Source organism: Polaromonas sp. P3_A5 (assembly GCF_056403055.1).
Genome location: NZ_JBFUGF010000001.1, coordinates 3,535,264 through 3,549,185, shown reverse-complemented (window position 1 = coordinate 3,549,185; position 13,922 = coordinate 3,535,264). Strand labels below are relative to the sequence as shown.

The 13,922-nt window shown below is 60.5% G+C and carries 17 protein-coding genes; 7 read left to right on the top strand and 10 right to left on the bottom strand.

What is annotated here, in order from left to right; translation table 11 throughout:
- Positions 1-13 precede the first annotated feature (13 nt).
- From folE to AC1DU8_RS16960, 5 genes are all read left to right on the top strand, one after another.
- Positions 14-736 (top strand): GTP cyclohydrolase I, encoded by a 723-nt coding sequence (gene folE / locus AC1DU8_RS16980; protein WP_457279649.1) that lies wholly within the window; start codon positions 14-16, stop codon positions 734-736.
- Positions 737-738: 2 nt separating this feature from the next.
- Positions 739-1,161: a BLUF domain-containing protein gene (locus tag AC1DU8_RS16975; protein ID WP_348045618.1), complete on the top strand. Its 423-nt coding sequence runs from the start codon at positions 739-741 to the stop codon at positions 1,159-1,161.
- A gap of 26 nt (positions 1,162-1,187) precedes the next feature.
- Positions 1,188-2,069 (top strand): EamA family transporter, encoded by an 882-nt coding sequence (locus tag AC1DU8_RS16970; protein WP_457279647.1) that lies wholly within the window; start codon positions 1,188-1,190, stop codon positions 2,067-2,069.
- Positions 2,070-2,088: 19 nt separating this feature from the next.
- On the top strand, positions 2,089-2,907 hold the full coding sequence (locus AC1DU8_RS16965; RefSeq protein WP_457279646.1) for a DUF429 domain-containing protein: 819 nt from the start codon (positions 2,089-2,091) through the stop codon (positions 2,905-2,907).
- Between the two features lie 242 nt (positions 2,908-3,149).
- Positions 3,150-3,677, top strand: a complete 528-nt coding sequence (locus AC1DU8_RS16960; protein ID WP_477690016.1) for a thermonuclease family protein — start codon at positions 3,150-3,152, stop codon at positions 3,675-3,677.
- 158 nt (positions 3,678-3,835) lie between these two features.
- Here the strand turns inward: AC1DU8_RS16960 and AC1DU8_RS16955 are convergent, their stop codons facing one another.
- The 7 genes from AC1DU8_RS16955 to AC1DU8_RS16925 all read right to left on the bottom strand — a co-directional run bounded on the left by AC1DU8_RS16955 (position 3,836) and on the right by AC1DU8_RS16925 (position 7,924).
- A complete protein-coding gene (locus AC1DU8_RS16955; protein ID WP_457279644.1) occupies positions 3,836-4,150 on the bottom strand; it encodes a BON domain-containing protein in 315 nt (104 codons plus the stop codon).
- A 92-nt stretch (positions 4,151-4,242) separates the two neighbouring features.
- Complete coding sequence (locus AC1DU8_RS16950; protein ID WP_477690015.1) at positions 4,243-4,794, bottom strand: ferritin-like domain-containing protein; 552 nt, start codon at positions 4,792-4,794, stop codon at positions 4,243-4,245.
- Positions 4,791-5,243, bottom strand: coding sequence for a hypothetical protein (locus tag AC1DU8_RS16945; RefSeq protein ID WP_457279642.1), 453 nt, complete (start codon positions 5,241-5,243; stop codon positions 4,791-4,793). Before AC1DU8_RS16945 ends, AC1DU8_RS16950 begins: the two co-directional genes overlap by 4 nt.
- Before the next feature lie 4 nt (positions 5,244-5,247).
- A complete protein-coding gene (locus AC1DU8_RS16940) occupies positions 5,248-5,613 on the bottom strand; it encodes a hypothetical protein (RefSeq protein WP_477648497.1) in 366 nt (121 codons plus the stop codon).
- Positions 5,614-5,674: 61 nt separating this feature from the next.
- A complete protein-coding gene (locus tag AC1DU8_RS16935) occupies positions 5,675-6,058 on the bottom strand; it encodes a glycine zipper domain-containing protein (protein WP_457279640.1) in 384 nt (127 codons plus the stop codon).
- A 99-nt stretch (positions 6,059-6,157) separates the two neighbouring features.
- The gene (locus tag AC1DU8_RS16930; RefSeq protein WP_457279639.1) at positions 6,158-6,322 is read right to left on the bottom strand and encodes a DUF1328 domain-containing protein; all 165 of its coding nucleotides are present in this window, start codon (positions 6,320-6,322) and stop codon (positions 6,158-6,160) included.
- Positions 6,323-6,583: 261 nt separating this feature from the next.
- The gene (locus AC1DU8_RS16925) at positions 6,584-7,924 is read right to left on the bottom strand and encodes a sensor histidine kinase (protein ID WP_457279638.1); all 1,341 of its coding nucleotides are present in this window, start codon (positions 7,922-7,924) and stop codon (positions 6,584-6,586) included.
- Between the two features lie 130 nt (positions 7,925-8,054).
- Between AC1DU8_RS16925 and AC1DU8_RS16920 the strand changes: the two genes are divergently transcribed.
- Complete coding sequence (locus tag AC1DU8_RS16920; RefSeq protein ID WP_007867910.1) at positions 8,055-8,687, top strand: response regulator; 633 nt, start codon at positions 8,055-8,057, stop codon at positions 8,685-8,687.
- A 2-nt stretch (positions 8,688-8,689) separates the two neighbouring features.
- Here AC1DU8_RS16920 and AC1DU8_RS16915 read toward each other — a convergent pair whose 3' ends face one another.
- On the bottom strand, positions 8,690-9,070 hold the full coding sequence (locus AC1DU8_RS16915; RefSeq protein ID WP_457279637.1) for a response regulator: 381 nt from the start codon (positions 9,068-9,070) through the stop codon (positions 8,690-8,692).
- A 344-nt stretch (positions 9,071-9,414) separates the two neighbouring features.
- On the opposite strand from AC1DU8_RS16915, the gene AC1DU8_RS16910 reads away from it, so the two are divergent.
- The gene (locus AC1DU8_RS16910) at positions 9,415-11,430 is read left to right on the top strand and encodes an AsmA family protein (protein WP_477727016.1); all 2,016 of its coding nucleotides are present in this window, start codon (positions 9,415-9,417) and stop codon (positions 11,428-11,430) included.
- Positions 11,431-11,461: 31 nt separating this feature from the next.
- On the opposite strand, the gene AC1DU8_RS16905 is transcribed toward AC1DU8_RS16910, so the two are convergent.
- Positions 11,462-12,226 (bottom strand): HesA/MoeB/ThiF family protein, encoded by a 765-nt coding sequence (locus AC1DU8_RS16905; protein WP_477690013.1) that lies wholly within the window; start codon positions 12,224-12,226, stop codon positions 11,462-11,464.
- 89 nt (positions 12,227-12,315) lie between these two features.
- Complete coding sequence (locus tag AC1DU8_RS16900) at positions 12,316-13,755, bottom strand: S41 family peptidase (protein WP_457279634.1); 1,440 nt, start codon at positions 13,753-13,755, stop codon at positions 12,316-12,318.
- Positions 13,756-13,922 lie beyond the last annotated feature (167 nt).

Sequence of the window (13,922 nt, the reverse complement as noted above, 5' to 3'; positions counted from 1 at the left end):
GGTAATATCTGGCATGCTTATGAAATCCGATACGCCCCCCCAGGACGCGACCGACGAGGGCACGCCCGTCTCCGTCAAGATCCGCGAACGCCTGGCCCAGGCCCGCAAGCGCTTTCACGCCAACGACAACATCGCCAAGTTCATTGAACCGGGCGAACTCGAAAAGCTGCTGGACGAAGTGACCGGCAAGATGCAGGGCGTGCTCGACAGCCTGGTGATCGACACTGACGGCGACCACAACACCAACAACACTGCGCGCCGCGTGGCCAAGATGTACCTCAACGAGGTGTTCAAGGGCCGCTACGTGCATGCGCCCACCATCACCGAGTTTCCCAACGCCGAGCACCTCAACGAGCTGATGATCGTCGGCCCCATCACCGTGCGCAGCGCCTGCTCCCACCATTTCTGCCCGGTGATCGGCAAGATCTGGATCGGCGTGCTGCCCAATGAGCACACCAATGTGATCGGCCTCTCCAAATACGCGCGCCTGGCCGAATGGGTTATGGGCCGCCCGCAGATCCAGGAAGAAGCGGTGGTGCAGCTGGCCGACCTCATCATGGAAAAAACCCAGCCCGACGGCCTGGCCATCGTGATGGAGGCGAGCCACTACTGCATGGCCTGGCGCGGCGTCAAAGACATGGACAGCAAGATGATCAACTCGGTGATGCGCGGTGTGTTCCTGAAAGACTCGACCTTGCGCCGTGAATTCCTCGCTTTGATCCCGCAGAAAGGCTAACCATGCTCGTCCGTTTACTTTATGCAAGCCGCGCGGTCGATACCAGCCCCGAAGCCATCGAAGGCATCCTCTCGCAATCGCGCCAGCACAACCCCTCGTCGGGCATCACCGGCATTCTTTGTTATGGCGGCGGCATCTTCCTGCAGGCGATTGAAGGCGGCCGCATGGCGGTCAGCGAACTGTTCGGCCACATCCAGCAAGATGCCCGCCACAAGGACGTGATCCTCCTGCACTTCGAGGAAATTTCCGAGCGCCGTTTTGGCGGCTGGACCATGGGCCAGGTCAACCTGTCCAAGCTCAACCATTCCATCCTGCTCAAGTACTCCGAAAAAGCCGAACTCGATCCGTACTCGGTCTCCGGCAAAGTCTCGTTCGCACTGCTCGAAGACCTGATGGCGACCGCCTCCATCTGCGGCAGGGTTTGAGGCCTGCGTACCGTCAGGCCTGACGCGTGTCTCCAGGCGCCCTGGCCCTCGTACTCCTCGCCGGACTGATTCACGCCAGCTGGAACATCGCCGCCAAGAAGGCCGGCGGTGATGCCCGCTTTGCCGCTTTTACCGGCCTGGTGCTGCTGGTGGCGTGGGCGCCGCTGGGCATCTGGTTCGGTATTGCCGAGCTGCCGCGCTGGGGTTGGGCGCAATGGCTGCTGCTGTGTGCCAGCGCCGTGCTGCACACCATCTATTACATTGTCCTGTTGCGCGGCTACCGCAAGGCGGACCTCACCGTGGTCTATCCGCTGGCGCGGGGCTCGGGGCCGCTGCTGTCGTCGCTGGCCGCCATCTTGCTGCTGGGCGAGCAGATTTCCGCGCTGGGTCTGGCCGGTATCGCGGGTGTCGTGGGCGGCGTATTTCTGGTCGCCGGCGGGCCGGGCTTGTGGCGCGCCTCGCACGACCCGGCGCAGCGCCAGCGGGTGCGCAAGGGCATGGTCTATGGCTTGTTGAGCGGCGCCTTTATCGCCAGCTACACCGTCGTCGATGGCTATGCGGTCAAGATCCTGCTGATGTCGCCGATCCTGGTGGATTACATGGGCTGCCTGCTGCGCATGCTGGTGCTGGCGCCCGCTTTGCTGCGCGACCCCGCTGCGGCCAGGGTGTTGTGGAAGCAGCAATGGAAGTACGCGGTGTTTGTCGGCGTCGTCAGCCCCGTGTCTTATGTGCTGGTGCTGTACGCCATGCAGACCGCGCCGCTGTCGCATGTGGCGCCTGCGCGCGAGGTGTCCATGTTGTTTGCCGCGCTGATAGGCGGCCACCTGCTGGGCGAGGGCGACCGTGCCTTACGCCTGATCGGCGCCGCCTGCATTGCGGCGGGTGTGATGGCGCTGGCGCTGGGTTGAGACCGTGATTGAGGCCGCGATGACAGTGCCCTTGCTGCTTGGCTGCGATTTCTCCAGCAGCCCGACCAAGAAAAAACCCATTGTTTTAGCCTTTGGTTCCATGTCTCATGGGCGCTGCGTGCTATCAAAAATAGAGCGGTTGGAGTCCCTGGCGGCGTTTGGGCGCTGGCTGCAACAGCCCCAGCCCTGGCTGGGTGCGTTTGATTTTCCGTTTGGCCTGCCGCGTGAACTGGTGGCGCATCTGGGCTGGCCGCTGCAGTGGGAAGCCTGCATGCGCCACTATGCGGCCCTGAGCCGCGAAGACATCCGGAGCACCTTTGCCGCCTTCTGCAACGCGCGGCCAGTGGGCGGCAAGTTTGCCCATCGTGCCGCCGACGGCCCGGCCGGCTCCAGCCCCTCGATGAAATGGGTCAACCCACCCGTGGCCTACATGCTGCACGCCGGTGTGCCGCGCTTGCTCGCGGCGGGCGTGCACCTGCCCGGCCTGCATGACGGCGACACCCAACGTGTGGCGCTCGAAGCTTACCCGGGCCTGCTCGCGCGCGAGGTGCTGGGCAGCCGTTCTTACAAAAGCGACGACAAAGCCAGGCAGACGCCCGAGCGGCTGATCGCACGCAAAGACCTGATCACCGCGCTGGAGAACGGCCAAACGCGGCTGGGGCTGCGCCTCAAGGTCAGCCACGCGCAGCGCGACCTGCTCGCCGACGACGCCAGCGGCGACAGCCTGGACGCCGTGCTGTGCCTGATGCAGGCGGCCTGGGCGGCGCAGCAGGGCGCTCCCCGCTACGGCTTGCCGGTGGAAATGGACACGCTGGAAGGATGGATCGTTACAGCGTGATCAGGGCGGGAACGAGGCTGTTTATTCGTACAGTATATTCAGGGCTTCCCCGCTTCTCTTTTGTTCTCTGAAAACTCATGCTCCTCCGGTCTCTGCGCACATCCCGGCCTTGATGGCTTTAATGCGCGCTGGCGACGACAGCACGGAAACGAAGCAGCCGGATCTTCAATGTTCATCAAGATTTCTGCCTCCAGGTCAATACTGGAGGGCGCAAGCAGCTATCAATTTGGTAGCAAACTAATGTGACGAAAATTTCCGTAGTCAAGGCTGTGGGCGTGTTCTTTCTTGTGGCGCTCATGCATGGGGGCGTGTCGGCGCGCACGGCCTCGCCTCCCGTCGCGGCCTGGTCCGGAATCGTCACCTATGTGGTTGATGGCGACACCGTCCGGGTGCGCCCGGCGGCAGGGGGTAAACCGGTCAGCATTCGCATTCAGGGTATTGACGCGCCGGAAATCTGCCAGCCGGGCGGAGCCCTCGCGCGCGATGCGCTGATGCGCCGGCTTCTGGGCAAGCGTGTGGCGGTGCATGGCCAATACCACGACGACTACGGCCGCCTCCTGGCCAGGGTGGTGTTCAGCGGGGAAGATGCCGGCAAATGGATGGTCGCAAACGGTATGGCCTGGTCCTACCGCAGCCGCGGCAATGCAGGTCCCTATGCCCGGGCGGAAAAACGTGCCCAGGCCGCAAAGCTGGGACTGTTTGCATCGACAAAAGGCGCGCCGCCTGTGTATCCGGCGCTGTTCCGCAAGCAGCATGGAAGTTGCCACTGAAAAGACCCGGGCCTGGGGGTCTGCAAAAACTGCAGGATCCAGGCGCTGCGGTGGCCGCATCGCCGCCCGGTCACAACGAAAAAAGCAGGCACAGATTATCTGTAGCCTGCTTTTTTTAGCCACCTGCGCGGTGGCCCGGCCTGTTCAGCCGCTTACGCTCAAGGACGAACGACGATGTCGTTGCGCACACCCTTGACGTTCTTCACATTGCGGGCAATGTTTTCGGCCTGGGCTTTTTCAGCGCTGGACTTGGCAAAGCCGGACAGCTGAACCGTGCCATTGAGCGTTTCCACCTTGATGGAGGACGCTGCAACGGTTTTGTCCTCGATGAACTTGGCCTTGACGGACGTGGTGATGGCAGCGTCATCAACATAGGCGCCAGCAGTCTCCTGTCCACGCCCAACGGCGCAGCCGCTGCCGATGATGGTGATGCCTGCCAGTGCGGCGAATGCAATTGCGCGAGCGTATTTCATATTGTTTTCCTCTAAGTTGGTTTAATCGTCTGGTGCATGGTTAAAAAGGCCTGTCGACTGGCGGCACCACGCCGGCCGACCTGCGGTAATCGTTATTTCTCCAGCCAGTCCTTGAGCTCGTCGGCATGCTCTTCCTCATCGGCAAGAACATCTTCGAGCAGGCGACGTGTCGTGGGGTCCTTGTCACCGATCAGCGCAATCATCTGGCGATAGGTTTCAACCGCGATGCGTTCGGCGATCAGGTTGACTCGCACCATGGTTTTGAGGTCACCGGATTCGTCGTAATCCGCATGGCTGCGCTGCAGCAGCGTGGCCGGCGAAAAGTCCGGCTCGCCGCCCAGCTGCACAATGCGCCGGGCAATGCGGTCCGCATGTCCGGATTCTTCATTGGCGTGGACCAGGAACTCGTCGGCAATGGGCGGCGACGACACACCGCTGGCCATGAAGTAGTGCCGCTTGTAACGCAATACGCAAACCAGTTCTGTTGCCAGTGCGTCATTCAGCAGCTTGACGATCGCGTCGCGGTGCGGCCCGTAGGCCGGCGTGATTGCGCCGTCGTTGAGGCTGTTCCGGGCTGCGTTCAGCCCTGTTTCATCGAGCACCAGCTCGTCGGGGGCGGTGCGGGAAAGCGTGGAGGTGTTCATCGTGTGTAGGGTGTTTTTTCAGGCTTGTGCGGCGCGCCAGACAGCATGGACAGCAAGGTGCCCGGGAGTTCGGACGTCTTGAGGGCGGCCAGCAGCAAGCCGCCAAGTGATACCAGGCGCCAGGGCCTCAGTACGACCGCTGCAGCGCCTGCTGCGGCTGCAATACCCAATAGCTGCAACGGCTTTTCTTCGGCGTACCTGTCAATCATCGGCCGGGCAATGTCAACTGCCACGCTCACGGGGTGATGTCGCCACCAGCTCCCCAAGGCATGTTTGAGAACGCCCCAGGTTCCGCGGTCGAGAAAGTGCGCCGGATCATTCTCCGGGCCGGTCTCTGCATTGCCCGGGTTTTCTTCATGGTCCAGCTTTTCCCGGCTCATGTGCCGGACAATGGCCTTGCGGCTGCTGGCCAGCCTTTCCTGCGGCGTTGGGGCGGTGAGGGTGGACATCGGTTCAGGCGGCCATGCGCAATGCGCGCGCGTCGCTGTCAATCTGGGCTTTCAACTCGGGAAAGCGTTCATTCGCGAAAGGTTTTCTCGCGCGCAATGCGGCCCCGATGGCGATGGCCAGTGCAATGCCCGGAACCACCACCAGTGCCCAGTGAAACTGGTTTTGAAGCGCCCCCAGCATGACGGCCGTTCCTGCGAGTCCCAAAAATACCGCGGCCGCCAGTACCGCAATCACCCACGCCACAGCCCGTGCAACCAGCTCGGCACCCGCATCGGAAGCCTCTTCATGAAAGAGCGCCGCGTAAGCAGAGACATGGTCCATGACGAGGTCAGGCCGCTGCACGATGGTGGAGAACAGGGGGTGAAGCATTGGTGGGGCGAATCTGCGTGCTGTGGTCGTACCGGGAAAGGGGCGGGCGCGAGCCTGGCGATCAGTAACGGTTTTGGTTGCGATGGCGTGCAGACGACACCAGCAGCGCAATGCCGGCACCGACGGCGGCGGCAATCAGCACCGAACGCAGGGGTTGCTCGGCAACATAACGGGTGGTTGCACCTGCGGCATTGGACAGCGACTGCTGCGCGCGATGCTTGGCTTCAGAGGCGATATCGAGGCTCTGACGGGCAAGGTGCTGGGCCTTGGATGCCAACATGTCCACGACGGGATCCACACTGCCGCGCAGTTCGCGCACTTTGGTTTCTGCCTTGTCGAATGCCTCGTTGGCATAGCTGCGGGTGGAGTCAACTGCTTTTTCTGCGTTCTGCAGCAACTCATCCGAGCTTTGGCGGGCGGTCTTGGTGGCGGTTTGGGTGTTCATGTCAGGTCCTTGGTGAGTTGAGTGAATGACGACGGAGATGCAAGGAGAGCGCGCGCCGCTCGCTCATAAAAAGCGTTCGGCACTCTCGGAATGGCTGGATCAATTCTTTCGGAGCAAGCTGATGACAAAGCTCACGATGGCCATGACGGCGAAGATGAAAAAGAGGATCTTGGCGATCTCGACGGCACCTGCGGCGATGCCACCAAAACCGAACACGGCAGCGATCAGCGCGATGATCAGGAAAACGACGGAGTAGTGCAGCATCTCGGGCTCCTTGCTTGGCTAAAAGGGGGTGGTGCTTCTTTTGAAACGCCTTCAGCAAGGTTAATGAGTGCCTTCAGTTTTCTTCATCGGCTGTCAGCGTGTGCCCCTGTCAGTTCGAGCGGCCATGCCCTGTAGGAGGTGGCCGACATTTTGTTACGCTGGCAGCGCAGTGCATGCCTCGAAAAGCTGAGAGATGTTGAGCACTTTGGCGGGCAGGGCGCAGCAGCAGGTGACCTGCCCCGCGCCGCGTTCAGAGACCGGTCACAGTGTTTTGGGCAGCACTGCTGAAATGCGCGTGCCATCGCCTTCGGTGCTGGACACCGTCAGCCGTCCGCCTGCGGCTTCGACGCGATGGCGCATGCCGGCAAGGCCATGGCTTCCCGGGCCCACGCTCTCAAGCTTGAAGCCTTTACCGTTGTCTTTGACTTCTACCGTGATGTAGCTGTCGAAGTTGTGAAGGCTGATCTCGGCTTGCCTGGCTTCTGCGTATTTGCCGATGTTTGTCAGTGACTCCTGCACCAGCCGGTAGATGGTCAGCTGCGCTGAGCCGCCGAGTTCCACAGGCTCCAGATCGGTGGTGATGGAGAGTCCGGAGCGTTCTTCAAACTCGCGTGCGAGGATCTCGAGAGAGGCGACCAGGCCGAGGTGCGACAGTGAGGACGGCCGCAGGTCTTCCACAATGCGGCGTTTCAGCGCAATGCCGCTGTTAAGCGTGTTGGTCAGGTGCGTGAGCCGCTCAGCCGCTTCCGGCAGATTGCCTGCCAGGCGGGATTTCAATCGGGCCACATCCAGTTTCGCGGCGGTCAAAAGTGCGCCCAGTTCGTCATGCAGTTCGCGCGCCAGGTGGCCCCGTTCGTCCTCGCGCACATTTTGCAGATGGGTAGCCAGCTCGGCCAGGTTGGCGGTTCTTTCACGTACCTGTATTTCGAGGAAGTCGCGCTCGCGTTGCAGGGATTCCTGCTCGCGCCGGCCGGAAGCAAGCAGCGCCTTGGTCTGAAGGAGGTACATGTAAAAAGCCAGCAGGCCCGCCAAAGCCATTGCCGCAATGCCGATGCGGGAGAGCTCCAGCGCCTTTTTGATCTGAACCTGCCCCTGTTCCATTTTGCTGACGCTGTTGGAGGCCAGTTTCGCGGACTGCGCGCGAATCGCCTCCATATGCTCCTTCCCGACGTCCGTGGTCAGGACAAATTTCCAGGCGTCCTCGTTGCCTTCCTTGCGCATGCGCACGCTCAGGTCCATTTCGGCCAGCTTGCGCGAAACATGCCTGGACATGACGCCGAACTCTGCAAGTTGATCCTGGTAAGGGGTGAACAGCCGGCGCAAGGCATCCAGGTTCTGGTCGATATCGGCCAGGGCGGAGTTGTAGGGCTCGAGATATCGAACGTCGCCGGTCAGCAGGTAGCCACGCTGCCCGGTTTCCGCGTCCAGCATGTGCTGCATCAACCGGTTGATGGCGCCGCGGGTTTGCTGGGCCTCCTCAATACTGGCCGCCGCCTCCGTGGATTTCTGGAAGCTTGCCTCGTTTATGAAGATAAGAATGGCGGCAGCCAGCACCGCCAGGGGCAGGCTGATGGCCATTTTTGGGATCGCAAATCGTTTCACGGCAAACTCCGTTCAGTCATTCGGTGAGAATTTCGTCAATAATGAACACTGAAAATCAATGCGGATGTCCTGCAGGCCATCTTTTTCATTGCGTTGCCCGCTTGCGCAGACCTTATAGAAAGACAGCGACATGATCAAAATTGGAATTGTGGACGACCATGCCATTGTGCGTTCTGGACTCAAACAGTTTTTTTCCGACCAGGTGGACCTGCGTGTCGTGGGAGAAGCCGGCAGTGGCCGCGAGGCAATTGATCTGGTGCGTAACGTTGAGCTGGATATTCTGGTCATGGACTTGTCCATGCCTGGGCAAAGCGGCATCGATGCGCTGGCCATGATTCGCGCCAAAGCGCCTGATGTCGGCATCCTCATTCTGAGCGGCTATCCTGAAGAGCACTATGCGGTCAACCTGATTCGCCAGGGCGCCAGCGGCTACCTGAACAAGGAATGCGATCCATCCGAGATTGTGGATGCGATCCGCGTGATTTCTCTTGGAAAACGCTACATAACCCCGGCGGTGGCAGAGCTCCTTGCGCAGCAGCTGAACCGGCCCAACGACGTGGCCTCTCACGAACAATTGTCCGAGCGGGAGTTCCAGGTTTTTCTCAAGCTGGCCAAGGGTGAAACCGCTGGCGACATTGCCAAGGCGCTTTCGCTGAGCGTGAAAACCGTGAGTACCTACAGGACGCGTGTCATGGAAAAAATGAGCCTGTCCTCCAACAGCGACCTGACCTACTACGCGCTCAAGAACAAGCTGATTGATTGAGTTCAATCTGAAATGGTGCTCTGCTGGATGCAATAGTCCACCAGGGCATCGATTTCGTTGGACTTGTCAAAAACGGCATCAACACCGAGCTGGGCACATCTCTGGCGGATGTCTGCAGTGGCGTAATTGCTGAGGACCACGACTTTTTGCGTGGAGGGGCGATCGCGGCAGGCAGCCAGCACACCCAAACCGCTTCCCTGTTTCAGAAACAGGTCAACAATCGCCAAATCCCAATCGCCGCTGTTCTCGACCAGCCAGGCCTTGCCTTCGTTTTCAGTTTCGGCGGTGCCTACCGCGTCAATGCCTGCCAATTCCTCAAGCGTCCCGATCAGATTCTCTCGAATGGTGGGATTGTCTTCTACGATGTACGTTTTCAGTCTCACTGCTCGGGTCCAGGTGGGAAGGCTACGTGCTTCTCGGAAATATTACAAAAGGCTCAAGAACGCGGTGTCCTTGTTTCCTAATGTATCTTTTTATTGTGGCCCATTCTGCCAGTGACCAAGGGCAGTGCCTGTAGGAGGTTTCCTACGACTCGCTCGAAAAAACTGTAGGCACATGCCCACAGCGTCTTATGGCGCTTGCCGACTGCCCTGTGGGGTGAGCTGACGCACATTGGATTCACTGTAGTTCAACGCGCTTGTAAGGGTGATGGACATTGTGGGCAGCCGCGCATTGTTGGCCATTACAGACTGCCCTTGCAATGGTTTGAACGATTCCTCCCCAGCACATGAACAACGTCTTGTCCTCATCGCCTCTTCTGCGTAGAACACTCATCGGCATTGCCGTATTGGCGGCGGGTCTGGTGCTGGTTGCGGTGTTTTTCCCCTGGGACATGCTTCGTGGCCCGATCAATCGTCATGTATCCGAGCAACTCGGAAGGCGATTTGAAATTACCCGGCACCTGTCGGTGCAGCTCGGACGCACTGCTACGGTCAAGGCCGATGGGGTGGAAATCGCGAACCCCGAATGGGCCAGCAAACCCTATCTGGTGACGGCAACTGCCGCAGAATTTGATATCCGGTTGTTGCCGCTTCTCTTTGGCCGGGTAGAGTTGCCCCGGATTGTGCTGACCGAGCCGCAGATTGGGCTTCAAATAGAGCCCGATGGCCGCCGGACCTGGGCCTTGTCACGGGATACGTCGGACGAAGGATCCGTTCCACGGATCGACGCGCTGGTCATCGACCGCGGCACGGTTGACTACCAGGCTGCAGCGCAAGGCGCCAATATCCATGTTCAGTTCTCACTGGCACAAGAAGCAAATGAGCAGTTGCCCCTGAGCTACAAGGCCACCGGCAAATGGAAAAACGAGTCCTTCAATGCGACTGGCCGCACCAGCGGCGTACTCCAGCTGAGTAAAGACCTCGAAGCGCCGTTTCAGGTAGAAGTGAACGCCGTAGCCGGCAAGACCAGCCTCAAGGCCAAAGGCTCGGTCTCCAATCTCGCGGAGCTGGCCGGCATCGACGCGACCTTCGACCTGCAGGGACGCAACCTGGAAGAACTCTACAAGCTCGTGGGCGTTGTGCTGCCTTCAACACCGCCCTACAAAGTCCGGGGCAAACTGGCCAGGCATGGCAAAGTGTGGGCCGCCACCCAAATGCAGGGCGTTCTGGGAAGTTCGGATATCAATGGGGCGCTCAGTTTTGACCAGTCCGCCGCCGTGCCGCTTCTGACCGGCAAGGTCCAGTCAAGGCTGCTTGATTTTGCCGACCTCGCGCCCGTGATCGGTCTGGCCCCATCAGGGAAGGCCACGCCTGCCAGTGCCGACACACCCGTCGCCAGGACTGACAGCGATTCGGTGGCGGCGGCGCCGGGCAGAAAAACGGTGCCCGCTGCACGCAAGGTTCTGCCTGTCGCAGCGCTTGATGTGACGCGGCTGCAGGCGATGAACGCCGACGTGATTTATTCGGCGGCTGATATACGGCATGTGAAAATACTGCCGCTCGACAAGGGCAGCGTTCATGTTCAGCTTAAAGCCGGTGTTTTGCAACTCGAACCGATCTCGCTGGGCATTGCCGGCGGTACGGTGGCAGGGAGTATCCGCATCGACTCCAACCCTGTGCCCGCGGTTTTCACGACGCGGCTGGACCTGCGGGCCGTGCAGCTCAACCAGCTCTTTCCTGCCGTTGAAACGACCAAGAGCAGTCTGGGCAAGGTCAGCGGCCAGCTGGACCTGAAAGGGCGTGGAAATTCACTGGCACAAATGCTGGGAACCGCATCCGGCGACGTCGCCGTGTTGATGGGCAAGGGTGAGATCAGCAATATCCTGCTTGAGTTCATGGGCCTGGACGGCGGAGAGGTGATCAAGTTCCTGGTTCGTGGTGACCGCAATGTGCAGTTGCGCTGCGCTGCTGCGGCTTTTGAAGTGAACAAAGGCGTGATGACTACCAAAACCATTGTTCTGGATACGACGGACACGGTCATCAACGGCCGCGGAAAGATCAGCCTTGCCGATGAGACGCTGGACCTTGTCCTGGATCCGGCGCCCAAAGACCGCAGCATACTGAGCTTGCGGTCTCCCCTGAAGATTGGCGGTACCTTCGCCTCTCCATCGGCTGGCCCTGACAAGGGAGCCCTCGCGGGACGTGCAGCCGTTGCTATCGGACTGGGTGTGATCAATCCCTTGCTGGCATTGGCCGCTACCATTGAAACCGGACCGGGCCAGGACGAAAACTGTGCAGCGATTCTTGCAAAGGCCGCAGCGTCTGCTGCCGGTTCGCGGATGCCGGCATCGGCCACCAGATAAGGTTTCCCCGCGGCCTTTCGGCCGGATTCTTTCAGGGAATTTTTTTGGTCCCGCCGCCGCAGACTGCGCATGCCGCATGGGGCGCCATTTTCATCTCGCTCCATTCCATGTGTTTGCCGTCCAGCATCAACAGCCGTCCGGTTAACGACCCGCCGATGCCGCAGATCAGCTTCAGGGCTTCGGCCGCCTGCGTGCTGCCTATGATGCCGACCATCGGCGCGAAAACGCCCATCGTCGCGCAAAGGGCTTCCTCCAGCTGGTCTGATTCGGGAAACACGCAGGCATAGCACGGCGAATCCTCGCGCCGCGAATCGTAGACGGCGATCTGGCCGTCAAAACGGATGGCTGCACCCGATACCAATGGCTTGCGGTATTTGACGCAAGCGCGGTTGATGGCATGGCGCGTGGAGAAGTTGTCCGTGCAGTCCAGCACAACATCGGCGTCATGGACCAGCTGATCGAGCAGCGCGCCTTCTGCGCGCCGGGTAACCGGGGTGACCACGACGTCGGGGTTGATGGCCGCGATGGACTGGGCAACGGATTCTGCCTTGAACGTCCCGATGCGAGACAGGTTGTGGGCGATTTGCCGTTGCAGGTTGGTGGCATCCACCCGGTCATGGTCAGCGATGGTGATGCGGCCGACACCGGCGCTGCCCAGATAAAGCGCGACGGGCGAGCCCAGCCCGCCCGCACCGACGATGAGCACATGCGACTGGAGAATTTTTTCCTGGCCTTCGATGCCGATCTCGTCGAGCAGGATGTGCCGCGAGTAACGAAGCAGCTGTTCGTCGTTCATGAGGGGAAACCGTTCAGGCTGCAGGACGGGCTGGCCCGGAAGGGGCAGGGCGGGATCCGGCGCAAGCCGGCTCCGCTCCCCGTCTCGGCCTAGTTGTCTTTTTTCTCGTTTTTCGGTTCGACCACGGCGGTCTTGCTGACCAGCACGGGACGTCCCTTGAGCTTGTTGATCGCCTGAGCCAGCTGGAAGTCCTTGTCGCTGCCCAGTTCAGGCGGGCGACGCTGCTCAGGTGTCTTCTTGGCTTCTTCTTCAAGGCGCTTCAGGGCCTCTTCGCGAGCCTTCTCGCGGCCGGCGTCTTTCACTTCAGCGCCCTGGCCGCTGTTGAGGTGTTTCTCAAGATCGGCTTCGCGGGTGCGCAATGCGGCAAAAGGACTGCCTTCAGCGGTTTCATCGACCATGACATCGGGCACGATGCCGCGCGCCTGGATGGATTTCCCGCTGGGCGTGAAGTAACGCGCCGTGGTGAGCTTCAGGCCCGTATCCGGCCCCAGGGGGCGGACGGTTTGCACCGATCCCTTGCCGAAAGTCTGGTTGCCCATGATGGTGGCGCGCTTGTGGTCCTGCAAAGCACCGGCGACGATTTCGCTGGCAGAGGCCGAGCCTTCGTTGACCAGCACCACCAGCGGTACGTTCTTGAGGGCAGCCGGCAGGCGCTTGAGCGGGTCGGCGCCGTTGCGGCGCTGGTAAAACTCGGGCGCAGCCTTGTAGGTGAATTTGCTTTCAGCCAGCTGGCCGTTGGTGGACACCACGGTGACGTTTTCAGGCAGGAAGGCCGACGAGACAGCGACTGCCGCATCCAGCAGGCCGCCCGGGTCATTGCGCAGGTCGAGCACCAGACCCTTGAGGTTGGGCTCCTGCTTGTAAATCTGCTCAAGCTTGGTCACGAAGTCGTCGACCGTGCGTTCCTGGAACTGGCTCAGGCGAATCCACGCGTAGCCGGGCTCCACCACTTTGCTGCGAACCGACTGGGTGCGGATTTCTTCGCGCGTGATGGTGACCGGGAAGGTGCGGTTTTCGTCCTTGCGGAAGATGGTCAGCAGCACCTTGGTCTTGGGCTCGCCGCGCATTTTCTTGACAGCGTCGTTGAGGCTCAGGCCCTTGACTGCCGTGTCATCGATACGTGTGATCAGGTCGTTCGGCTTGAGGCCGGCACGGTCCGCAGGGGAGCCCTCGATGGGAGACACCACCTTGACAAGGCCGTCTTCCTGGCTGATTTCGATGCCGACACCGACAAAACGGCCTGTGGTGCCTTCCCGGAATTCCTTGAACGACTTCTTGTCGAAGTAAACCGAGTGAGGATCAAGACTGGCCACCATGCCGGAAATGGCGTCGGTGATGAGTTTTTTCTCGTCCACCGGTTCGACATAGTCGGTCTTGACCATGCCAAAGACGGCTGCGAGCTGCTGCAGTTCTTCCAGGGGAAGGGGTGCCAGACCGGCACGGGCCACGGCTTGCAGCTGCACGGTGGTGAGGGCTCCGGCCACGGCACCAATTGAAATCCAGCCTGCTATCTTGAGCTTCTGACCCATAGAAAATACCTTCGTAAACCTGTTGAAGAGCCCCTGCTCCCCCTATGTGAAGCAATATACACCTTGGAGAAAGGCTGGCCGCCACAGTTCCGCCATTCGTGCGGCCTGGCGCCGCAAAAGAGCCAAAACAGCCAGTTTTTACAGGACTTTTACAAGAATGGCTCCCG